This window comes from Flammeovirga pacifica (genome assembly GCF_000807855.2).
Classification (GTDB): domain Bacteria; phylum Bacteroidota; class Bacteroidia; order Cytophagales; family Flammeovirgaceae; genus Flammeovirga; species Flammeovirga pacifica.
The window spans coordinates 1,709,476-1,732,549 of sequence record NZ_JRYR02000001.1 but is presented as its reverse complement, the minus strand read 5'-3'; the positions used below and the strand labels follow the sequence as shown (position 1 = coordinate 1,732,549).

Below are 23,074 nucleotides of genomic sequence, written 5' to 3'. Positions count from 1 at the left end.
AGGCCAGCTTCTGATTTAAAAATTAATTATTTAGTAGTTTCGACATTGTCTAGTTTAAAATCTCTCTTTTTGATAAAGTTACCTTGATCATCAAAGTCTGTTCTTCTTCTCTTCATAGATGAAGGAATTTTTTCAGTTGGAACAAAGATGGGCTTATCAGATGGCCAGATGTACGTTAACTCAGGTGTAAATCCTTCTGGATAATATTCTTCTGGTTTGTACTGCATATCTCTGATATACTGATTTTGCATGTCTTCTCTTTTCTTTCTTGGTGTTGGAACGATTAAACCACCGTTTTCTGCTACTTGAGACCCTGCTTGAGGAGGTGTTGCATTTGGATAATCAGGTAATTGACCATCTCTAACCCAGATTTTATCTTTTGTTACGTTGACAACTACACCATCAAAACCAAAGTGGAAAGGACCGTTATAGTGTTCTCTAACCTCAGCAACCATCTCGTTGTTAGCATACAAGTCATCAAATGTGTGAGTAGCCATTGCTAATCTAGGATTAGCATCATCGTACAATTTACCTGCTGCATAAGCTGGGTTGTGGTGAGTATCAATGGTGTATCTAGATAATACAGCCGGTACACCGTAAACTTGTGACGAAATAGCAACTACTTCTGCTTGCATCTCTGTGATCAAAACATCTGCATCTTTACCATATTTTGCAGTTAATTTGTTGGGTCTACCATCACCAGAGAATACAATAGACATCCCTTTGTATTCAACTCTGTAAGCAGAAGCACCATCTTTACAGTGTGCTTGTTGCCAGTGAATTACTTGTATTCCGTCTTGGTCATAAACAACACCACCATCATCACTAAAATCAAACTCATTTACTTCAACTTCCCAACCTCTACCAATAGGGAATACATCAAAAGCATCTCTGTGCCATTCCGTCATCATTTTCATACCTTCTACCATATGAGCAGTACCATATTTTGCTTCTGCTCCAGAAGGACCTGTTATTCTTAGAGGCTCATTCCATCTACCATTCCAAGCACCAAACATATATACATATGGTAAAGCACCATAGTGATCGACGTGTAAGTGGGTCAGGAATATATCGTTAATTTCGTTTAAGGCTATACCTGCTCCAACAAAGTTGGCAACTGATCCTTCACCAATATCAAAAACTAAGTTTTTACCATTTCCAAACTGCATTAGTATGGAAGTATTGGCTTGACCTGGACGAATCATTGGAGAAGATCCCATGAAGATGATTCTAATTTCATCTTCGAGAATGTCTTCTGTGTTAGGATACCAATTGGCTGCTGATACCATATGGTCCATAGGAGCAATACCTTCAAACATCAAACCTTCGTTCCATCTCCCCATTGGAAGACCTGAGGTCATTGTTGTTTTTAATTGTTCTTGATCTGTCTGGAAAATATCTTTTTGATTTTTATAATCATTAATGTCATCCGTTACAACAGATTCTTTTTTATTCACGTAACCAGCGTTACCTTTTCCCGAACCTTTATAATTGCCTTTATAATCGTTTGGTCTTTGATCATCCTGAGCAATAAGAGAGAATGTCATAAAGAAACCAATTGTAAATAGAGATAGTATCTTTTTCATGTCTTAATTTTTTATTTAACCAAATGGTTAATTGATTGATATAATTTTGTATTATGATTTAAATATTTTTTAAAGATTTGACTTTATTTTTTATTCAAACCAGAGAGTAAGTGTTTTATCAACTTTGTTTTTAATGATTGATATTAAACTTATAATTAACCAAACGGTTAAACTTGAGTTAGGTTGCAATATTTACTTTGATTAACAATAATATTTAAATAAACTCCTTTTTTAGGTATTTAATGACTGAGTTAGGCTTTTGATTAATAAAGATCAGTTTCTTTTTTATATGTTTGATATTAATCTATATGAAATAAAAAAGACCCTAAGTGTGTACTTAGGGTCTTATAATAAGAATTAAATTTATAACCTTAAAGTTTAAAGACTACTGGTAATACCATTCTTTGTTTTACCACTTGTCCTCTTTGTGTGGCTGGGTTCCAATTTGTAACAGTTTTAGCTACTGCGTCTACTGCAACTTTATCGAATGTTGGATCAAAACCTCTAACCACTTTTACATCCTCAGCCACTCCCTCTTTATTTACTACAAACTGAACGTAAACTTTACCTTCAACATCTTTCCTTTTAGCATCATTTGGATAAATGATATTTTTACCCAAATCATCATAAAAAGCTTTCATACCATTAGGAGCAGAAGCAGGGTTTTCTACCACCTCAAAAACGTCATCATCAGAAGAGGATGAAACTTCTTTAGTTTTCATGGCGAATTCTTTTTCTGCATCAAGGTCTCTATTAGTATAAGGAAGTTTCTGAATTTCTGAAATGATGGGTGCCTCTAATTCATCTTCAAAACTCATCAGAATAATATCATCTACTTTCCCTTTAAAAATATCTGGCATTTTACTTCTATCCTTAATAACATGAACAGATACTATGTAATCAGCATTTATTTGGTCTGATGATATAGTTGTTGTTTCTTCTTTAAGATTATGAGAGAATATAGTACCATGAACATCCCAATAGGTTTTGTCCCCAAAGTTAAACCCATATAATGATTTTACTTGAATATCTTTCAGGGCATCATTCATTGCTCTAACTTCGTTATCAACACATGATTGAAGAATGACAATTGAACCTAGAATAGATACTAGAGATAAGATCGAAAATACACGTTTCCATTGTGCAGAGCGTTGTTTTTTAAGCATTTTGATTCTTGTTTTTACAGTTGAAAATTGAAATCCATGCCCAACACTTAATGAGAGCTCTTCAAAAAGCGAACGGACCATTAATTGACGGTACGATGCATCGTTAGTCAGATCATTAGCCTTTTTATCGGCAATGAATTCATGCTGCGTGCGCAGTGCAGCATCAATGATATATATAGCAGGATGGAACCAAAAAATAATTTTCAGTATTTCCATCGATAAAATGTCTACGGAATGATACTCCTTTATATGTGTTTCTTCGTGTTTGAGTATCAATAGTTGTTCTTTCTTGTTGAGAGGAATTGAATTATCCCAAAAAATATATTTTAAATAGGCAAAAGTAGGATAACGACCTTCTGTTTTAATAAGGGGGTACTCATTATAATATTCTACCTCATTTTTATTAATAAACCGTATTAATTTATAGTTTGAGATAATAAATTTTATAAATAATAATATTGTTACCATTGAATAAACTCCTAAAACTACTTGCCAGTAATTAATATTAATGGTAGAACTAGCTATGTCTCCTGAACTTCTCACCGTAATTTCTGGTAAGTAAACAGTTGGTAAGGACTGAATAATTGTGATCTCAGGAGTGTACCTTAGTATATTTATTAAAGGGAATATTAAACTCATGATCATTCCCATTAATAAGGTGATTCTATTTTGTTGAAAAAACGTTTGTTTCCTTAATAGAGCAATGTATATCACAGAGAGTAGGGTGATTCCTATTGAAGAGATAAATAAATAACGGAGCATAATGATATTATTTTTTATTCTTGTCTGATTCTATATCGTTTAATAGATCTTCTAATTCATTAATATCTACATCTTCTTTTTGAGCAAAGAAAGAAACCATGTTTTCGAAAGAACCACTAAAGAACCTTCCTACAAAACTTTTTAGATATTGATGAGAATATTGTTCTTTACTTACTATTGGGTGGTATTGATGTGATTTCCCAAACGTTTCATGCCCAACAAACTCTTTTTGTTCTAGTATTCTAATAATTGTAGAGATAGTATTGTAAGCGGGTTTTGGTTCTGGTAGTTCTGCAATGATCTCTTTCACAAAACCTTTTTTTAGTTGCCAAAGAACTTGCATTACTTGTTCTTCTGCCGTGGTTAATTTTTTCATTTTTATCAGATAATTTTTTGAAAAGAAGATGTGTTTTGTATTTGAATACGTTTGCAATGTATCAACTAAAGATTTAGTTTACAAGAATTCAAACTAAAAAAATAGTTAAATAACTAAAAGTTTAGTTGGTTTTTGTAACTAATTTTATTCATCTACGGTTAAATAAAGTATCCAATGTGAACTTAATGTTAAGAACGTAAATAAAGGTCAACGATCTTGTAATGTTAAGTAAATCAGTATATTAATGTCGTTTTTTGATTATATCATAGAAATATACTGAGATAAATCACTAAAAATTATTAATTGTATATCGTACAATTTTTAATTATTTATCTATATTTGTTAAGTCAATGTTAACTGAGGATGACACTGATGTAACTACAACATAAATAATACAACTATGAAAACATTCAATATCTTATCAGCATTATTACTAACATTTGGTTTATTTATTAACAACGCGATGGCATCTAAAGTAGATGACGATAAACCATTATTCTCATATAAAGAAGCTAAGGCACTAAATTATGAAGAGGCCATGAAAATGGTAGAATATCCTGCAGTAGGAAAAAATTTAGCAATAGAAGGTACCGTTAAAGTTAGAGTTTATGTAGATGCTGACGGTACAGTTCAAAAATATACAGTAATGGAAGGGTCAGATCATCGATTGGCTTCAGCAGTGGAATCAGCTGTAATGTCTTTAGAATTTGAACCAACAATAGTTATTAATAATACAACAGGAGATGCAGAAGCAGTTCCATCTTGGGTGGTAATTCCATTCAACTTTTCATTGAATTTCTAAATTCTAGAAATATATATTATAATTAAAGAAGAAAGCCTGTCGTACGACAGGCTTTTTTTATTGCTAATAATATAAAGAAGAGGGATTATCTTCTCCTTTTCTTATTTCTTGATTTCGATTTAACGGATCCACCTTTTCCTTTAGTAGAAGGTTTTTTACCAACACTATCTGTTTGTTTAAACTTCTCCTCCCTTTTTTGCTGAGCATGGTATTTAAGAAGGTCTTCTGCCATTTTAGAGTTCCCTGTCTTTCTTAAAGTCTCTCTAATCCAATTATGATTCTCCTTCTTATACCAGAAGAAAAATTTATTCTGATCTTTCTTTCGTCTAGGATCTTTAACTGTTTCTACGGGCTTCAAAGTGTAAGGGTGAACACCAGTGTAATAGATAACCGTAGCCGTAGTCATTGGAGTAGGAGTAAAGTCTTGTACTTGCTCTAATTGGAAACCCATTTCTTTGGTTTCCAAGGCAAGGTTAGCCATATCCTGCATTTCACAACCTGGGTGAGATGAAATAAAATAAGGAATAAGAGGTTGTTTTAAACCATGTTTCTTATTGATCTGATCAAACTTTTGCTTAAACGTATGGAAGTGTTTAAATGAAGGTTTTCTCATGATTCTCAATACAGGATCTGAAGTATGTTCAGGGGCAACTTTTAATCTACCTGGTATATGGCGTGTTACTACTTGTTCCATATATTCAGTTAAACTTTTAGTTTCATCAGATTTGTTGTAATCAGAAACTAATAAGTCATAGCGAATACCACTACTTACAAATGCCTTTTTTATTTCAGGCATTTTATCTACTTTTCTGTAGAGTTGAGTCATCGCTTTATGCGAAGAATCTAGGTTATCACATACAACAGGATGAATACAAGAAGGACTTACACATTTATCACAAATAGATTGGACCTTACCTTTCATTTTGTACATGTTAGCACTTGGTCCTCCTAAATCACTTAGGTATCCTTTAAAATCAGGCATTGTTGTTACATCCTTGATTTCTTTTAAGATTGATTCTTCAGAACGAGAGGCAATCATTTTACCTTGATGTGCGGAAATCGTACAGAAACTACATCCACCGAAACAACCTCTATGCATATTGATCGAGAACTTAATCATCTCAAATGCAGGGATTGGTCCTTTGTTTTTATATTTAGGGTGAGGTAGACGAGTATACGGAAGATCAAAAGAGGCATCAATTTCTTTCTCCTTCATCGTTTTGTAAGGAGGGTTGATAACCAATCTTTGTTCACCAACTTCTTGAGTTAAACGATCGGCATACTGTTTATTTGATTCTCTTTCGATATGCTTAAAATTAGAAGCAAAAGCAATTTTATCTTCTAAACATTTTTCGTGAGAATTCAACTCAATAGTTTTCCAATGTACTCCTTTCGGGATATCGTCTTCTATTGGTTGCAAAACAGCCGTTTGTTGTATTGTTTTTAAAGAGCGCATAGGAACGCCTTTTTTAACCAAACTAATAATCTGTTTAAGTGGTTGTTCTCCCATGCCATATACTAAAATATCAGCACCAGATTCTACCATTATAGAAGGTTTAAGTTGGTCAGACCAATAATCGTAATGTGTTACTCTTCTTAGAGAGGCTTCAATACCTCCAATCAGCACAGGTACCTCAGGGTATAAGTCTTTAAGAATTTTGCTATAGGTAACAGTAGCATAATCAGGTCTAAAGTTAGGTGCCCCATCTGGAGTATAAGCATCATTAGAACGCTTACGTTTTGCAGCTGTATAATGGTTTACCATAGAATCCATACAACCACCAGTAACGCCAAAAAACAGATTCGGTTTACCTAATTTTTTGAAATCTCTTAGATCATCTCTCCAATTGGGTTGTGGAATAATACCAACTTTCAAACCTTCAGCTTCTACAAGCCTTGCTATCACAGCAGCACCAAACGAAGGGTGATCAACATAAGCATCACCAGAAATGATGATGACATCTAAACTATCCCATCCTCTTAGTTCCATCTCTTTTTTAGTGATAGGCAACCAATCAGATAACTTATTTTCCTTTCTTATCATAATTACAATTCTCTAATACCGTCTCTAACTTTATAAGGAAGTTGAGCTGTGACAAACTCAAATATTAAATGATTTGTACAAGTAGCTTTATATCAACAACAAGTAGCCTTAAAAGTTTTGATATGGCAAGTGAACACAAAGTTCGTAAGAAAGAAGTTGAAAATTGGTATTTAGATAGAATTATTTGAACCTTTTCGTTATCCAAGTAGGTAAAACGATAACTCCAATCAATAAATAGGTGTAATAAGTGAATAATCTCCAGAATAAAGCGACAATAATTACAATACCACCGTCATTGAAAAACTCTTTAAAAAATTCTCCAAAGAAGTATTCAGCAGTTCCAGCACTTCCTGGAGTTGGTGAAATTAACATGACAATCCACATGATAATCTGTCTACCAAAAATCAAGAATTGATCAAGTAATTGTCCTTGAGACATCGCAAACAAATCAATATATAAGAAAGCATTAATTAGGCAATTCAACATTGCGTATCTTGAGCACCAAATAAATATGGTAGATAGAATAACTTTTAACCAATAACTAGTAGGATGACCTCTTAATTCTCGAGAAGCAACAATCATTTCATTTCCACTTTTTACAGCTAACCTTCTCCATCTTTTTGTAAATCGAGTAGAAGTCAAAGACCATAAAAACTTCTTAAAAGTTTTAGGTCCGATAAATAGTCCCCAGGCCATAAATGCAGTATAAATAGCAATTAAACTTACACTTACTACAAATATTTGTTTTAACCCGAGAGTGACTCCAAGTAGTTCTGCAGAGTAATTATTGGTAGGGAAAATAGATCCAGGAAATAATAGAATGACGAGTATAGAAGCAAAAACAAAGAATAGGTTATCTAAAATCGCAGTGAGCATTACATAACTCAATGCTTTACCAAAAGAAATCTTTTCTTTGTTCATTATAAAAACAGCCACACTAGTGCCACCAACAACAGAAGGAGTAACTGCAGAAGCAAACTCCCAAAGCATGATGACAAAGAAGCTAGAATTCCAACTTAGATGATTGTTTGTAAGTGTTCTGATTCTATACATATAGCCAGCATCTCTTCCTATTAAAACCACAAAGGATAATAGAATCCACCAAATGTTCATATTACCTAAGCTTTCAAGAATAGTATCTCCATGGAAACTATCATCAGACCAAACCATGTAGGCATAAATAGCAATTCCAATAAACACAGGGATAAGTGTTTTGGTAGGGCTTAAATTTTTAAGCATTTTTTGCTGTTGCGTATCCATAGAAAAGCCGTTTTTGTTGGTTTATGAATTCAAAGTGTGAGAATATGAGACTCGACTAAAGGGCAAAAATACAGTCAAATTTGGAGAATCATCAAGATTATTAGTTTTTTTAAAGATAATGTAAAAGTTTTTGTAAAAGTTTTTCAGGATCGAATGGTTTAGAGGTGAAATCATTAAAGCCTTTGTTTTCAATTCCATGAATATCATCACTAGTAACATCAGCAGTTAAGGCAATTATTGGAAGTTTCTTATAATAGTCTCCATCAAAAGAACGAATTAGTTTTGTGGCTTCAAACCCATTTAAAACAGGCATCTGAAGATCCATTAATACAAGTTGAATAGCTTCTTTATTTTCTTTTATGGCATTGATAGCTTCTTCACCATTTCTAGCAGTGATAATGTTTGCCTGCCATCTATTTAGGAATTCGGTAGCAATTAGAATATTAAATTCATTATCATCTACCAAAAGCACATTGATGTCCTTTAAATCTTTTTGATGATCAAGGACTATTTGTTTACGTTTTTTCTTTGATTTCTTCTCTTGATTATCTGCAATTTGATAAGGAACTCTTGCTATGAATGAAGTCCCTTTACCAATTTCACTTTTTACTTCTAGGCTTCCTTCTAATAAATCGATCAATTTTTTGGTAATACTTAACCCTAAGCCAGATCCTCCAAACCTTCTTGTAGTACTAGAATCTTCTTGAGTAAAGGCTTCAAAAATAGTATCAATTTTTTCTTGAGAAATACCAATACCAGAGTCAACAATTTCGAATTCATAGACCACGGTAGTTTTATTATTAAAAGTACTCCTCACCTTAATTTCTACACCTCCTTTTTCTGTGAACTTTATGGCATTTGAAATTAAATTTAAAAGTATTTGTGATAATCGAGTGGGGTCGCCAACAACAAAATCAACAGGTACTTTTTCTAATTGTAATTGAAGGGTTATATTTTTCTTCTCAGCATTGTCTACATGCATAGAAAGAAGATTATCTAAAGTTTCAGGAATCGAAAATCGGATTGTTTCTAAATGGACTTTATTGGCTTCCAATTTATTAAAATCAAGAATTTCATTAATGAGTCTCAATAAATTGTTAGCTGCAAATTGCATCATATGTAATTTTTTATCTTGATAATCATTTAAATCAGAATCAAATAAAAGATTAATAGAACCAATAATAGAATTCATTGGTGTTCTGATTTCATGACTCATTGTCGATAAAAACTCCATTTTGATGTTGGCTAACCTTTCGGCTTTATCTTTTTCGTCTTTTAATTTTTGCTCTACTTTTTTTCTATGGCTTATATCCATTCCATAGATATTGACATAATTAAACTCTTGAATAGGCCTTACGGTAAAAGAATAATGTTTACCATGGATCACTTGTTCATAGACTTTCATTTCATTAGTATCCAAAGTCTTTTTGAACATGGTAGCATATGCCCATTTTAATTCAATAAAATGAGTAAGAATGGATTCTGATGGTTTGTTATGAAAAATTAGCTCTCCTTCGCTATCAAATCTCATTACAGGGTAGGGGTTTTCTAATGCAAACTTCGACAGCATTACAATTTCCTTACTCTTTTGATTTGACAATTCTATTGCCTTTTCAAGTTTTAGTTGATTAAGACTAGCAATAATTGAATTCTTAAAGTGCTTGAAAACCACACTCATTTTTTTGATAGAATAAGGACTTAATCTAGGGTCATTTTTTATATTTGAATGGTATTGAATTATTCCAAACTTGTCTAATTTGTGAAATAGATAGGTGCCCTCTTTAATGTTGATTGAATTGTGTATAGTATAGTTTTTATCAATTGTCAAACTATAAATATCACCAACGTTTTGAAACCCTAATAAATGATTTACTTTTAGTGTATCAACATTGTTGTTTTCTTGATAGGGGAAATTAAGGATATTAATCCATGATTGGTTATCTATATCTTCATCAAGTTGAATTAATGAAGTCTCTTTAATGCTCGAAGCTTTCATCCAAACAGAAACGTTACTTATACTTTTTCTGTGAATAAAAAGCTTAATGAAATTATTTAAGTTTTCATAAAAGTGTAATGTCTTTCCAGTTTGTAATGACAGTTCGTAAAGAAGCATCATGTCTTGGACCACCTCATTATTTTCACTCTTCGATAGCATTTACGACAATAGTTTTGTTAAAGTATTCTACCATTTGATTCTTCTCAGTGGAAGAAATTTCTCCTAATGATAAGACTCCTATTAACGGTTTTACTTCATTATTAATTTTTAATTTTTCTGTACAGGCATCAATTTCTTTTTGATAATCATTTCCTAGAAATAAATATCTCGAAATACAATCTACCATAAAGACCTGTGGGTTTTTAGCTTGTGAGGCTATGGATGCAGCCGCTTTTTCAGTGGCCTTGATTAGATCTTCTTTTTCGGCTGTCATTATGTATAAAACAGAGTTTTCCATAATGTCACCAATAGATTTGATAGAGCCTTTATTATTTACAAAGATAGGTTCTCTGATAATATCTTCATGACCTTCTTTCATTACCCCAAAAGGATGATTTTTAGAGATTTCGAAAAAAGTTTCTGTATTAAGTGCTTGATTGTCTATGACTTCTTTATAAACTTCAAAGGCATTTCTCCAATTCAATTCGAAAATCCAATTTTTTTCAGTTTTAGTAGCGATTAATGGACCGTATTTTCTCTTCCATCCATGTTGAACACTAGTATTGAATTTTTTCGAAGTAGAGCATAGAATACCGCAGTCCTTATATATTCCATTATTATCAAAAACACATAGTTGCTGTTCTAAACTTAAAGGTCCTGACCCTCCCCCAAAGATGGTGTAATCACTTCCTAATTTAAAATACAAATCCTCAATGATATTTTGGAAATATGGAGACAAACCATCGAACATTAAAAAGATATCTTTCTCGTGGGTATCTTTTAGTGAATTTTTATCAAATGGTTTATTATTGGAAACGATTATAGGTTTATTTTTTGTGTGAATGGGGTAGCAAATAAATCCATCATCGTAAATCGTATTTTTATATATGATTTTTGGAAAGAAACCTCCAAAAAAGGAAATGCCTAAACTATTACAATACTCAATTAATTGAGGAATATGTTGATTATCGTTTTCGGTGATTAGAAATAAATAAACAACGTCAGCCTCTTTAGATTGTAATTTTTGGGTTTTTAATTGATCTTTAAAGTTATCAAATTGATAGTACATAATATTATATTGGTCTATAACTAATATAACTAATTTTTATCAACTTTCTACCTTCGAAGTGGTGTCATCTTCAGCAATTCCTTCATCAAAAACTTTTTGAGCTTCTTTCACCATAGGGTCACGCATATTAGCTACCTTGTGGTATCCTTTATCGCCCCAAATAGTTTGAGCTATTAATATTTTTAACCTGTGCTTTAAGTTTATATTGATGGTTACATCATTATGATTAGGTTTTCTTTTATTTATACCCATCATAACAGCAAACTTTTCTAAATCATTAATAATATTTTTTTCATCTTCAAAAGACTTAATAAAGTGATCTAGGCCATTTTCCATTAAATCAATATAGTGATCATTAGCGTATTCAATTGCATAATCTCTCAAGATGTCTGTATGTTCAAGAGTATAATAATAGATACCCATAGAGGTAGTGTCTAGTGGGATAAAATTATCTGGAATAATTCCTCCTCCGCCATAAACAATTCTATTTTTATCAGTTTTGAATTGAGGCATCTTATCCGTCTTGATACTGTCTTTATTGAATAATTCACCACTTTCATAACGATTAGAAATATCATCTCCATAAGATATTCCTTCTCCATATGGTTTTTGAATACTTCGACCACTAGGTGTGAAGTACCTAGAAATGGTTAATCTTAATAACGAATTGTCTTTTAATCTTAATTGTCTTTGAACTAATCCTTTACCGTAGGTTCTTCGTCCAATAACAACAGCTCTATCATGGTCTTGTAAAGCGCCAGTAACTATTTCAGAAGCAGAAGCACTTCTTTCGTTGACTAATACAGCAATAGGTCCATCGAAATCAGGGTTTCTTTGACTAAATTCTTTTTCTGTAAATTCATTTCCTTTACCTTCAGTGTAAACAATAAGGTCATCTTTAGGTAAAAGGTCATCAACAATTTTTACAGCCTGACCAAGAAATCCACCTCCATTATTTCTTAAATCAATGACTAGGTTTTCCATCCCTTCAGATTTTAAAAACAATAGGGCGTTATGAAATTCATCATAAGTTTTGACAGCAAATTTGCTGATTTTTATATAGCCAGTAACATCATCTATCATATAATGGGCTTCAACAGATGGAGTAGGAACGATGTCTCTTGTAATTGTAAAAGCAAGCAATTCATCTTGCTTTTTCCTTTTTACCTCAATATTTACAGTAGTCCCTTTTTTACCTCTTAATTTTTTGACGATAAATGAGTTATCTATATGTTTTCCAGCTATCGTATCACCATTCACCGTAATTATTTTATCACCTGCTCTAATGCCTATTTTTTTAGAGGGACCGCCAGGCATGACAGACAATACCTTTAAGGTGTCTTCCATCACTCTAAACTCGATACCAACACCTTCAAAACCATCGTCTAATCGGGATGACATAATATCGGCCTCATCTGCAGGAACGTAAACGGTATGGGGGTCTAAGTCTTTTAAAATATGATCAATAGCCTCTTGTGTTAATTCATTAATATCAACACTGTCCACATAATATTTGTCGACATAATTCAATAATCTTTCAAATTTTGTGGCATTTTTATCCACCATTAGTCTATTGGTTTCCGGATTTGGAGCCCTCAAATGCGAACCAATAAGAACACCAAAACCAATAGAAACCCCTATAATTAAGGGCAGCCACGCTTTAGTGTCTACATTTTTTGATGAATTAGAACTGTCTTTTGTCATTTTTTGAAAGTTATACAAAAAGCTACTGGTCGGACAACTTATTAAATACAAAACCTCTTTCTTCTCTTCTATCCTCAAAATCAATTTCAAGGTCTATAAGAAACAGCATTTGTCTCTTATCGATAAGAACAGGTATGTTATTAGTAGTATATTCCACATCACTTTCCTTAGGCTGATCAAAGCCAAGCGTGAACTGAGCGCCTCCACATCCTCCTCCGCCTTTTACGCCAACACGTAGAGAGTATCCTTCAGGAACTTTTTTCTGGGTTAATATTTCTTGAATCTCTTTAGCAGCACGTTCTGTTATGCTAATAGGATTTTCAATTTTCATGGTTTATATAATTTAAATACAAGATTTTATAATTGCAATTCTTAGTCTTCAAAAATGAAGAGAATATTCTGCGAATGTCGTAAAATCTTGAATGTTCACAAATATAAAAACGAAGAAGGAAACCTAATGTTTTTATAATCAGGGGTAAATAAGGTAGTAATGAATACTTTTTTTTTCATTTACTACCTTATTTCGTCAACCATTTGAGTATTTATGCCAGTAACCCTTGTCCCTTGTTTGGTGATTTAGTGTAACTTAACCCGCTTGTTAGCATGCTATTTCCTCTGTCAGCAACACGCTTGTCAGCTCCTCCTTCCTGACGAACAATTTCTTGTAATACCTCTCGTTCATCTATCATAGAAATCTGATGTAGTTGATGCCAACCTTTTTGTTTACACAATGAACTCACAGCATTATTAAACATCTCTCCGGTTTTAACAATCCATTTATTCACTGTCATGTCAATAGCAAAACCTAGTCCCATTGGAGAGTTAATAACATCAGTAATCGGAATATTACTTTGGCTAAATTGTCCTGTATTAATTGATAATTTGATACCCAATGCTGGAGAAGCATACGCTTTTACAGCTTGAATGATTTGTGCTTTAATTAATTCTGGATGGAATGCTGCTCTTAAGAAAGGACCATACATTTGATGATGATTTCTTAATTCTTTTTCAGCCTCAATACCCTTCAGTGTTCCTTTTTTAGGGAATTGAATAATTAATTCACCTTGATGTATATCGTTGTTTCTAGTGGTGTATTCTACATCTATTCCTGCATTTTGAAAGATACTTTTGAATAATTCAGGTTGTATCACTTTCATTCTGGCGAGTAAAGGAGCTAAACCTCTACCACCTCCTGCAAATTGAATAAATCCATAAGAGAAAAAGGCTTTGTCATAAGAATTAATAGCATCAAAATTTCCTTCATGGCTAGATACTACTTTCATTGCTTCTGCCAATACTGTAGAAAGTCCTGCTTCCCTAAATACAGAAATAGGCACTTCATTAGGGAATGATTTTCCAATATATCCAACCCCCTTATAGAATTGATTATAGCCACTGTAAACAAAGTTACTAAACTCAGCTACCTGAGTTTGTCCACTAATTGGGTGAGGAAATTTGAGTGTGTACTGACTATATTCTTTCAAAAATTTATAGGTAACATCATTAGGAACAATTTCCCCATAAGTAAATTTACTTGTACCTAACATTTCTATACGAGCAGCAGATCCAACCCACCAATTTAAACGATATCTATCTTGTAATTTTCTAATTGCAGATAAAGTTTGAGGAATACTTTTACCAGAAATATTAGACGACCCATTGTTTGAGAGTTGTTGAGCATTTTCTTTATGATGCTCCGATAACAACTTCAATTGAATCAAACGAGTTTGAACATTGGCTAAATCTTGAGGGTGTACATTGTAATTACTTCCAATTCTATTATACATCCCTTTAGAAAATAATTGCTGACCATCTAATGTTGATAGTTCATAAATACTCTGACCTTGGGCTTGTTTAATTGGAGTTTGAGGTGCATTACTATTCGTTGATGTCGTTGTTTTCTTTGTAGGTATAAACAATTGCTGCCCTACATAAATTCTCCCTTTAGGGATACGGTTTGCAGCAACTAATGCTTGAGGAGTGACATCAAATTGTTGGGCAATTTTTGATAAATAATCACCTGGTTTTACTGTGTAAACTCTTATTTCATTTTTTGATGTTGTAGAAGTTACTTTAGGTTTAATATTGATCTTTTGAGAAGGTATTTTAAGTACTTGACCCACATAAATAGTAGCCCCAATAGATAAACCATTTGCACTTAAAATTTCGGCTGGCGATAAATCATATTTACGACTAATCGCATACAAAGATTCTCCTCGATTCACTGTATGTGTTTTGCCTGAAGTTTTATCTTCTTTTTTAGGCAGAGGAGGTATAATTGTTTGCTGATCGTTTTTAACCTTTAATTGTTGCCCAATATAAATGGGTTGACTTGCATCAAAACCATTCATTTCTAATAATTTTTGAGGACTTATACCAAATTTTTGAGAAATCTGATATAAAGTATCCCCTTGTAAAACCGTATAGATTGCCGGTGGAGTTTTTTTCTTTACTTCAGAAGTCGATGGGAGAGGAGTTTCATTTACAGACGAATCAGCCTCAGGAATATATAATATCTGACCTATGTAAATAGGACTGTTTTTTGGTAATTGATTTTTATCTAGAAGTTGCTGTGGCGTAATCTCATATTTTTTTGAAATATTATACAGAGAATCACCTTTTGTTACAATATGTTTTTTGATTTCATTTGAAACACTTGAAGTTGTTGTACTCGTTTCATTTTCTTCTAATTCTGGTATATAGAGTTCTTGTCCTATGTAAATTCCAGTACTAGGGTCTAAATCATTTTCTTCGATAATATCAGCAGGGCTAACGTTATAATTTTTAGCAATAGAATATAAAGAATCGCCTTTGGCAACCGTATGTATGACATCATCATCATCACTACTATCACCCTGAAAAGTAGTGTTTTCTTTTACTATTATTATTTGACCAATTTGAAGGGTAGGAATACTATCCCAGTCATTTAAGTCTAACAATTCATCAGTAGATAATTGATGTGTTCTTGCAATACTATATAAAGTATCGCCTGATTTTACAGCATAACTCATTTTTGGATTTATCTTTTTGATTTTCAAAACTATGCACTGATAGCTTATTGAAAATAATCATTTTTATATTCAAACGGATCACTTTGTAACACAATTTAAAAAATCCACTTGATTCCACCCTTACTGCACCTCTTTTTTCTATTTATTTTCTTTAACCTATTAAAAGCAGGTATTTCAATAAAGATAAAAACCCACCCTCTGAGAGAGCAGGTTTATTTTTCTACTGTGTGTTTTGTAAAATAGGAACTATGTCCCTCAATTAGAAATGACGTGAAAGCAAGACCATAAAAATTATGGGATGTCTAAGTCATTAAAAGCAACAAATAATATTTTTTACTCTATATAGAGTATGATAAATAAATGGGTAGGTTGTATTACGTGGGTACCTTATAGTACCCACGTTAATATAATTTGGAAAACAATGATAGTAAAGAGGGTTAGAATAAGGAGTCAGCTATAGATTCACATAGTGAAATATACTTTTCATTTGCTTTAAAAATATAAAATTCAATAGCTTAAGTTATTAGTAGATAGTGTGTAATTTCTTTAAGTTAGTTTCTTTGTTGTTGTTGATATAAGTAACGGGAGGTAATGATTTTTAGTTACAAATATTTGTAAACAATCTTTGTGAAACTTAATTATCTGATCATTTTGACTAAAATTGATACAAAATAATGCGAATATCATGTAATTATATCAAGATGAATATTGTACTATGGTAATAAATATAATTATTTCAAGTATCTAAGGTGAAATTTGAAGAACTTTAAATCTTTTTGATAAAACAGCTTTAGATGGAAATGGTGAGGGCTATTTATACCTAAATAAAAAAGCTTCCCACTGTAAGTGGAAAGCTTTTTTATTGTTATATCAATTATACCCAAAAGTGTTGTGTCATGAAAAAAGACAAGAACCTTATTTCAATTCAACATTTAAAGATAAATTGTATGAAATAAAGTGAACTTTATTTTTTGACAAATTTCGTAAGTATAACAATATGTTGACTATTTACTCTTCCTTCAATATGCTCTGGATTATCATGCACTAAAGAAATATTACGAACAGGTGTCCCTCTTTTTGCAGTAAAATTAGCCCCTTTAACAACAAGGTCTTTTACTAGAACTACAGAATCACCATTTTCCAAGATCGCTCCATTAGCATCTCTGTGGATTACTTTGTTTTCATCGTCTTCAGCTTCACCTGTAGCTTCAGCCCACTTTAATGTTTCTTCATCCAAATAAAGCATATCTAAAAGGTCTTGAGGCCAACCTTCAGACTTTAATCTGTGTAACATTCTCCATGCTAAAACTTGTACAGCTGGATTTTCATTCCACATACTATCATTTAAACATCTCCAATGGTTCGCGTCCATTTTGTCTTTATCCTGAATTTGTTCTTGACAATTCTGGCAAAGATGGGCGTGATCTCCAGCATCAGTAGATGATTTTGGTTCTACTAAAAAAGGGGAAACATTTTCTGTTGAAGCACATAACTCACAAGCTCCATTACTTCTTTTATGTAAATCTTTTTCTAAACTCATAGATGTAGATTGATAATTTAAATGACTTTATCAAAAGTAACTAGATAACAATCATTACAAATGATCGATTTTAAAGGTTACTTTCTGTACAAAAATGCAGAAAATATAATCAGTTTGTATTTTTTGTAAACGAATATTTAAAATCATTCATTAGAAAAAGGATCTGAAAATGCTGGGTTAGTCAAAAAATCATCATCAGTAAGCATTTCTAAAAACGTTAAAATGGCCTGTTTTTCTTTATTAGTTAGATGAAGTTTAATAGGGTCTCCTGGGAAAATAGGTTCATTGCTTCCTTCTCGAATAAAGGCATCGAGAGTGGTGCTTTCTTTTATATGTTCGTCATAATGTTCTAATACATCTTCTAAAGTAGCCAACCTTCCATCATGCATATAAGGAGCTGTAACAGCTATATTTCTTAAACTAGGTGCTTTAAATTTACCTTTATCAAAATCACTTCCAGTAACGTCAGAAAGTCCTATTTTCAAATCATCATTTGTATCGAGTCCATTATTATGAAAGCCTCTGTAGCCTTTATTGTCTCCTGATGTAAGGATATTCAAATGACAGTCACCACAGTTGCCACCTCTTAAATTGATACTTGGTTCGGGATGAGTGAAAAAAAGTTGAATCCCTAAGAGTTCTTCTTCTGTAGGAATATAAGCACCTTTTAAATATTGATCATATTTTGAATTACTTGAAATTAAAGTTCTTTCGAATTGAGCAATGGCTTTCCCTATATTTTCTGAAGTAATAACACCACTACCAAATGCCTTTTCGAATAGGGAAGGATAATTGGGGTCAGCTTGTAATCTCTCGACCACTTCATCTAAGGTCATGTCCATTTCTAGAACATTTTCGATGGGTCCTAAAGCTTGTTCTTCTAAACTTACGGCTCTACCATCCCAAAAGAACTTTCCTTGCCACATTGCATTTACAATAGACATACTACTAAAATCGCCAACACGACCATGAATACCTTCTGCGAGTGCTTTTCCATCAGTAAAAGATAATGCTTGCTGATGACATGTGCCGCATGAAGTTGAACCATCTCTAGACAATTGCTGGTCATAAAATAACATTCTACCTAATTCTACCCCCTTAGTTGTAGTGGGATTGTTTTCTGGTAAAATATATCCAGGTCCAAAATGGGTAGGGATGTTTAGATCAAAAGCAGTGTTTTCATCTTCGATTTGTTGATGATCACATGCTGAAAAGAATAAGATCGTTAGGAAGTAAAGTAAAAGAAAATTTAGTTTCATGAATGATAGATAGGTTTACTTTAATTTAGTGAATCATTTAAAGAATAAAAAGAAATTATTGAACTACCTGAAATTAAGAAAGCATGTATTATGGTCTTACCATTCTTTATCTGATAAAATAAAGATGGTTTATTCATCCTAAAAGGAGAATGTCTCTCATCATCAAAAGGAGATAAATTTGATTATTTTTTGTTAATCAGTTTTAATATTTTGGAATTTATATTCTTAGAGTTTAGAATTGCAACTTAATCATCAAGAACCTTTAGGGTACCAACCGAGCAATGTAGCCACGGTGGTAAAAACGATGTGGTCGATTCTAGACAAAAAAACTAAATCACCCCATTTTTCTTGATGTTCATTGAATTGTATCATACTATAATTAAACATTATGGCAAAGAAAGAACCGTTTCAATTAACATTAGATGAATGCTATCAAGTATTAAAAAATCAATTCGTCACTAATTCTGAGCAAGTAAAGTATAGAAATTTGACCATGCTTCAAGCCGAAAAGCTATTAGGCTTAAGAGGAAAGTCAGATTATTCTGTGCCAAAGTTTTACGGTAATACATTATTAGAAAAAATAAGATCGGAAATTGATAAAAGATTGGTGGGTTAAAAGAGTGATTTCTTTCTGATTTTTCTTTGTTTTTGTGTGTAATTTTGAGATATATTCTGTGCTATTAATTGTATCTGATTTTTCTTTTTCAAATAAATAACTCTCACTCTCAAATAAATTATTTGATTTTCTTTCCTCATTCTTAATATCGCACTTTCAGTCAATCCAGATTTTTGGGTGGTATTAATTAGATGGTGGAAAGTAGAATGATCTTCTTTTAAAATCATTTGTAAAATCTTGTTTTTAGTACAGCCAAAACATTCATTCCACATGATATTAGATAACACAATAGTACCATTTTTATCTATGGTCGACATGATATCGTAGATATTGTGGTCACAAAAAAAACGAGAAGAATCTGAAACATGAAATGCCTTTTCAATATCAATTTTTTCTAGATGCTGAGTGATGACATGGTATAAAGCTGTAGAACAAAGATTTATTTCACTTAAAAGAGTTTTATTATACCCCCCTTTTTTATCAAATAAGCCTATTAAACCTATCATTTTATGATTATTAATGATAGGTATTAAGAGGAAAGAATACCAAGATTTCCCTAATTGAAATTGATGGTCATCATAATTAAAAAAAGCATTTTGTTTTCCATGTACTAATTTTAAATAACGATTAGCCATGGAAGAGGTGTTTAATGGTCCATTACCTAACATTGGAATGGAGTTTTGAAAAGAATTACATTCAATCAGATTTGAAAAATGTATGTGATCTTTTGTGTTCTCAATTAAGCCAATAAATCCATATTTTGAATCTGTGAATGCACAAAGTTGATGAATACTAGCATGTAATATTTCTAGTTCACCATTTGTATTGTTTTTTAATTGATTGATAATGCACTCTCTTAGATCAAGTAGGTTTTCCTTAATAGTAGTCGTGTTAAGGGTCATGAGAAGTCAAATTACAAGTACTGATAATAAATAATATAATAGGTTTAACAGGAAATTAACTGCTTAACACCTATACTACCTCTCAAAGTTTCCGAGCACAGTTGGGTATATGTCATAAAAAGATCAATAAATGAAGTTTAACTCCCATTTACAGGGTTTCTACTTCAATTGTAGACAAATAGACAATGGTATTATACCATTGTAATGATAGACTTATATAAATAAAAAAACGGTTATCTTCTAATAGAGGAAGATAGCCGTTTACTTTGTAGGTGTTGCCTACAGCATATTTTTTATGTAATTTTTTTACGCTTTATTCATTCAATCTAACGTTTTTAGGGCGATTTATTCCATCGTAACCTTTACGTTTTTTTGCTCTTTCAGTTCTTTTTAATCTTACTTCTTCAGATTCTTCTTGAGTAGATTTACTCACACTTAAGATGATTCCGACGGTCATACCTGTAAATAATAGTGAGGTACCACCCATACTTATTAGAGGCAAGGGAAGACCTGTTAATGGAAGTAGACCAGTGACGACACCCATATGAACAAAGGCTTGTAAAATAAGACTGAATGTAAGTCCTGCGGCTAATAAACCACCAAAAGCTTTTTGACTGTTAGCCACAATAGTCATCCCTCTATAAAGTAAAGTGATGTATAACCCAATGATAATTAATGCCCCAATTAATCCATATTCTTCGACAACGATGGCAAAAACAAAATCGGAGTAGGAGTGTGGTAAGAAGTTTCTTTGTGTACTTTCTCCAATTCCTTTTCCAGAAATACCTCCAGTAGAGATAGCAATATAAGATTGTTCTGCTTGATAAGGTATTTCAGTTTCACTCATAAATGATGAAAGACGAGAAACTGCTGTGCCTCCTCTTTGACCGAATTCATATACAAACAACGCTGCTAAACAGCCAATAGCCACAAGCATGAAAAGGTATCTTATTGGAACACGGCCAATAAATAACTGAAGCATTATTGTTAAGAAAAGAAGTGATGCGGTTGAAATATCAGAGACTCCAATAAGACCACATATAATACCAGTCCAGACCAATAAGGGCACAATTGCTTTATTAAATTCACCAATGTCTCTTTGTCTTTTCCATAACATCGAAGCCATATTGGCAATTAATGCAAGTCGTGCTAAATCAGATGGTTGAAAGGTAAAATTAATAAATGGTATTTCAATCCAACGTGATGCACTATTGATTTCAGAGCCAAAAAACCAAGTAAACAATAGTAATGGAATGGAGAGTAGCAATGCATATCTAGAAAGCCTAGAGTAATAGATATAATCAATTTTATGACAAACATAAGCTCCAATCAGACCTACTAATACAAGAGTGGAATGACGTAATAAGTAATGTTCGTTATCTCCTCCAGCCTGCATATATGCTAATGATCCAGTAGCACTATAAACCACTAAAACAGAAAACATGGAAAGGGTAATCATTACCCCCCAGATCATTCGATCTCCTTCTAATTTACTTAATAGTTTTTCCATAATTTATAGGTTTTGAACACTTTCGATAAAGTGATTTCCTCTGTCCATGTAATTTTTGAAAAGATCAAAACTTGCACAAGCCGGAGAAAGTAATACTATATCACCTTGATCAGCATTTTGAGTGGCTAAAGAAATGGCCTCTTTCATACTTTCCGTTTCAAACATTACTTTTTGATCTCCAAATGCGGCTAAAAGTTTTGAATTATCTACTCCAAGACATACAATGGATTTCACTCTTCTTTCTACTGCATCGTGTAACAAACTATAATCATTTCCTTTGTCTGTACCTCCTGCAATCCATATGATTGGAGTATCAAAAGATTGTAATGCAAAGAAAGCAGCTTCAACATTTGTTGCTTTTGAGTCGTTGATATACTTTATCCCATTTACCTCTTTTACAAATTGTAATCGATGAGGTTCACCAATAAAAGAAGGTAATGCCTTTTGAATATCAGATGCATCCACACCTGCAGACAATGCTGCTAAGATGGCTGCACTCATGTTCCATTCATTGTGTGGGCCTTTTAAAGGTAATTGATCAAAAGTGAATGATTGTCCTTTAAATGGAATGGAAAGCTTTTGTTCATGATAAAAAGTATGATCAAAAGGTAGTGCCCAAGGTTTAATATTTATTTTATTGATATGTCTATTAATGTTTTCATCATCTGCACTATGGATAAAAACACCTTTCATAGACATATTTTCTAAGATTCTAAATTTTGATTTAGCATACTGATCAATATCGTAATTATAACGGTCTAAATGATCAGGTGTAATATTTAGAAGGAGAGAAATATCAGGGGCAAAAGTTTCTATATCATCTAATTGGAAGCTGCTAATTTCTAGAACATACCAATCATAATTATTTTGAAGAACTTCTTTTGCAAAACTGATCCCAATATTTCCAGCAAGGCCTACATTAAAACCACTCTCTTTTAGGAGGTGATAAATTAGTTTTGTAGTGGTAGTCTTACCATTAGTACCGGTTATAGCAATTATTTTTGCATCAGTATATTGGTAGGCAAACTCAATCTCAGAATATATTTTAGCATTATTGGATTTTAATTCTTTGATGATAGGTGCAGTATCTGGGATTCCAGGTGACTTGACTACAATTTTAGGATGCTTTGGAGCAAGATCGTGTGAACCTTCTTCAAAGGGAATTCCTTGTTCATTTAATAGCTGTTTCTGATCATCGGCAATTTTACCAAAGTCAGAAACAAATACATCAAAACCTTGTGCCAAACCTAATAGAGCAGCTCCAATACCACTTTCTCCGGCACCAAGTACCAATAACTTATCTTTTGTCAAA

Annotated in this window: 17 protein-coding genes and 1 riboswitch; of the genes, 2 read left to right on the top strand and 15 right to left on the bottom strand. The window is 32.5% G+C overall.

Annotated elements, in window-relative coordinates; all coding sequences use genetic code 11:
* Nucleotides 1–26: 26 nt before the first annotated feature.
* The 3 genes from gntH to NH26_RS06955 form a co-directional block, all read right to left on the bottom strand.
* Nucleotides 27–1,586: a guanitoxin biosynthesis MBL fold metallo-hydrolase GntH gene (gene gntH, locus NH26_RS06965; protein ID WP_052431786.1), complete on the bottom strand. Its 1,560-nt coding sequence runs from the start codon at nt 1,584–1,586 to the stop codon at nt 27–29.
* A 371-nt stretch (nt 1,587–1,957) separates the two neighbouring features.
* Entirely contained in the window at nt 1,958–3,391 is a 1,434-nt protein-coding gene (locus NH26_RS06960; protein ID WP_158021896.1) for a TonB family protein, read from the bottom strand.
* Between the two features lie 130 nt (nt 3,392–3,521).
* Nucleotides 3,522–3,890 carry a BlaI/MecI/CopY family transcriptional regulator gene (locus NH26_RS06955; RefSeq protein WP_044218614.1) on the bottom strand — a complete coding sequence of 123 codons (369 nt, stop codon included), beginning with the start codon at nt 3,888–3,890 and terminating at the stop codon, nt 3,522–3,524.
* Nucleotides 3,891–4,290: 400 nt separating this feature from the next.
* On the opposite strand from NH26_RS06955, the gene NH26_RS06950 reads away from it, so the two are divergent.
* Nucleotides 4,291–4,692, top strand: coding sequence for an energy transducer TonB (locus NH26_RS06950; protein WP_071397103.1), 402 nt, complete (start codon nt 4,291–4,293; stop codon nt 4,690–4,692).
* Between the two features lie 85 nt (nt 4,693–4,777).
* Here NH26_RS06950 and NH26_RS06945 read toward each other — a convergent pair whose 3' ends face one another.
* The 9 genes from NH26_RS06945 to NH26_RS06905 form a co-directional block, all read right to left on the bottom strand.
* Entirely contained in the window at nt 4,778–6,736 is a 1,959-nt protein-coding gene (locus tag NH26_RS06945; protein ID WP_044218619.1) for a YgiQ family radical SAM protein, read from the bottom strand.
* Between the two features lie 180 nt (nt 6,737–6,916).
* Nucleotides 6,917–7,996 carry a lysylphosphatidylglycerol synthase transmembrane domain-containing protein gene (locus NH26_RS06940; protein WP_044218621.1) on the bottom strand — a complete coding sequence of 360 codons (1,080 nt, stop codon included), beginning with the start codon at nt 7,994–7,996 and terminating at the stop codon, nt 6,917–6,919.
* Nucleotides 7,997–8,105: 109 nt separating this feature from the next.
* Entirely contained in the window at nt 8,106–10,151 is a 2,046-nt protein-coding gene (locus tag NH26_RS06935; protein ID WP_052431787.1) for an ATP-binding protein, read from the bottom strand.
* A complete protein-coding gene (locus tag NH26_RS06930) occupies nt 10,135–11,220 on the bottom strand; it encodes an FIST signal transduction protein (protein ID WP_044218624.1) in 1,086 nt (361 codons plus the stop codon). Before NH26_RS06930 ends, NH26_RS06935 begins: the two co-directional genes overlap by 17 nt.
* Nucleotides 11,221–11,259: 39 nt before the next feature.
* A complete protein-coding gene (locus NH26_RS06925) occupies nt 11,260–12,924 on the bottom strand; it encodes a S41 family peptidase (RefSeq protein ID WP_044218628.1) in 1,665 nt (554 codons plus the stop codon).
* Nucleotides 12,925–12,946: 22 nt separating this feature from the next.
* Nucleotides 12,947–13,255, bottom strand: coding sequence for a HesB/IscA family protein (locus tag NH26_RS06920; protein ID WP_044218631.1), 309 nt, complete (start codon nt 13,253–13,255; stop codon nt 12,947–12,949).
* A gap of 211 nt (nt 13,256–13,466) precedes the next feature.
* Entirely contained in the window at nt 13,467–15,935 is a 2,469-nt protein-coding gene (locus NH26_RS06915; RefSeq protein ID WP_044218634.1) for a muramidase family protein, read from the bottom strand.
* 964 nt (nt 15,936–16,899) lie between these two features.
* Complete coding sequence (locus tag NH26_RS06910; protein WP_044218636.1) at nt 16,900–17,475, bottom strand: PhnA domain-containing protein; 576 nt, start codon at nt 17,473–17,475, stop codon at nt 16,900–16,902.
* 143 nt (nt 17,476–17,618) lie between these two features.
* Nucleotides 17,619–18,734 (bottom strand): cytochrome-c peroxidase, encoded by a 1,116-nt coding sequence (locus NH26_RS06905; protein WP_044218639.1) that lies wholly within the window; start codon nt 18,732–18,734, stop codon nt 17,619–17,621.
* 244 nt (nt 18,735–18,978) lie between these two features.
* A riboswitch (SAM-I-IV-variant riboswitch) is annotated at nt 18,979–19,072 on the top strand.
* 50 nt (nt 19,073–19,122) lie between these two features.
* Here NH26_RS06905 and NH26_RS06900 point away from each other — a divergent pair.
* Entirely contained in the window at nt 19,123–19,350 is a 228-nt protein-coding gene (locus tag NH26_RS06900; RefSeq protein ID WP_044218641.1) for a hypothetical protein, read from the top strand.
* Here the strand turns inward: NH26_RS06900 and NH26_RS06895 are convergent.
* The 3 genes from NH26_RS06895 to murD form a co-directional block, all read right to left on the bottom strand.
* Complete coding sequence (locus tag NH26_RS06895; RefSeq protein WP_044218644.1) at nt 19,347–20,252, bottom strand: GAF domain-containing protein; 906 nt, start codon at nt 20,250–20,252, stop codon at nt 19,347–19,349. The genes NH26_RS06900 and NH26_RS06895 overlap by 4 nt on opposite strands.
* 313 nt (nt 20,253–20,565) lie before the next feature.
* Entirely contained in the window at nt 20,566–21,762 is a 1,197-nt protein-coding gene (locus NH26_RS06890; RefSeq protein WP_044218647.1) for an FtsW/RodA/SpoVE family cell cycle protein, read from the bottom strand.
* A gap of 3 nt (nt 21,763–21,765) precedes the next feature.
* Nucleotides 21,766–23,073, bottom strand: a complete 1,308-nt coding sequence (murD, locus tag NH26_RS06885; RefSeq protein ID WP_044218650.1) for a UDP-N-acetylmuramoyl-L-alanine--D-glutamate ligase — start codon at nt 23,071–23,073, stop codon at nt 21,766–21,768.
* Nucleotide 23,074: the final 1 nt, after the last annotated feature.

Coding starts and splice junctions, on each gene's coding strand:
- NH26_RS06925 (WP_044218628.1), bottom strand. CDS start 12,924: ATGACAAAAGACAGTTCTAATTCATCAAAAAATGTAGACACTAAAGCG.
- NH26_RS06920 (WP_044218631.1), bottom strand. CDS start 13,255: ATGAAAATTGAAAATCCTATTAGCATAACAGAACGTGCTGCTAAAGAG.
- NH26_RS06940 (WP_044218621.1), bottom strand. CDS start 7,996: ATGGATACGCAACAGCAAAAAATGCTTAAAAATTTAAGCCCTACCAAA.
- NH26_RS06955 (WP_044218614.1), bottom strand. CDS start 3,890: ATGAAAAAATTAACCACGGCAGAAGAACAAGTAATGCAAGTTCTTTGG.
- NH26_RS06915 (WP_044218634.1), bottom strand. CDS start 15,935: ATGAGTTATGCTGTAAAATCAGGCGATACTTTATATAGTATTGCAAGA.
- NH26_RS06930 (WP_044218624.1), bottom strand. CDS start 11,220: ATGTACTATCAATTTGATAACTTTAAAGATCAATTAAAAACCCAAAAA.
- NH26_RS06905 (WP_044218639.1), bottom strand. CDS start 18,734: ATGAAACTAAATTTTCTTTTACTTTACTTCCTAACGATCTTATTCTTT.
- gntH (WP_052431786.1), bottom strand. CDS start 1,586: ATGAAAAAGATACTATCTCTATTTACAATTGGTTTCTTTATGACATTC.
- NH26_RS06950 (WP_071397103.1), top strand. CDS start 4,291: ATGAAAACATTCAATATCTTATCAGCATTATTACTAACATTTGGTTTA.
- NH26_RS06935 (WP_052431787.1), bottom strand. CDS start 10,151: ATGCTATCGAAGAGTGAAAATAATGAGGTGGTCCAAGACATGATGCTT.
- NH26_RS06910 (WP_044218636.1), bottom strand. CDS start 17,475: ATGAGTTTAGAAAAAGATTTACATAAAAGAAGTAATGGAGCTTGTGAG.
- NH26_RS06895 (WP_044218644.1), bottom strand. CDS start 20,252: ATGACCCTTAACACGACTACTATTAAGGAAAACCTACTTGATCTAAGA.
- NH26_RS06890 (WP_044218647.1), bottom strand. CDS start 21,762: ATGGAAAAACTATTAAGTAAATTAGAAGGAGATCGAATGATCTGGGGG.
- NH26_RS06945 (WP_044218619.1), bottom strand. CDS start 6,736: ATGATAAGAAAGGAAAATAAGTTATCTGATTGGTTGCCTATCACTAAA.
- NH26_RS06900 (WP_044218641.1), top strand. CDS start 19,123: ATGGCAAAGAAAGAACCGTTTCAATTAACATTAGATGAATGCTATCAA.
- NH26_RS06960 (WP_158021896.1), bottom strand. CDS start 3,391: ATGAGTTTAATATTCCCTTTAATAAATATACTAAGGTACACTCCTGAG.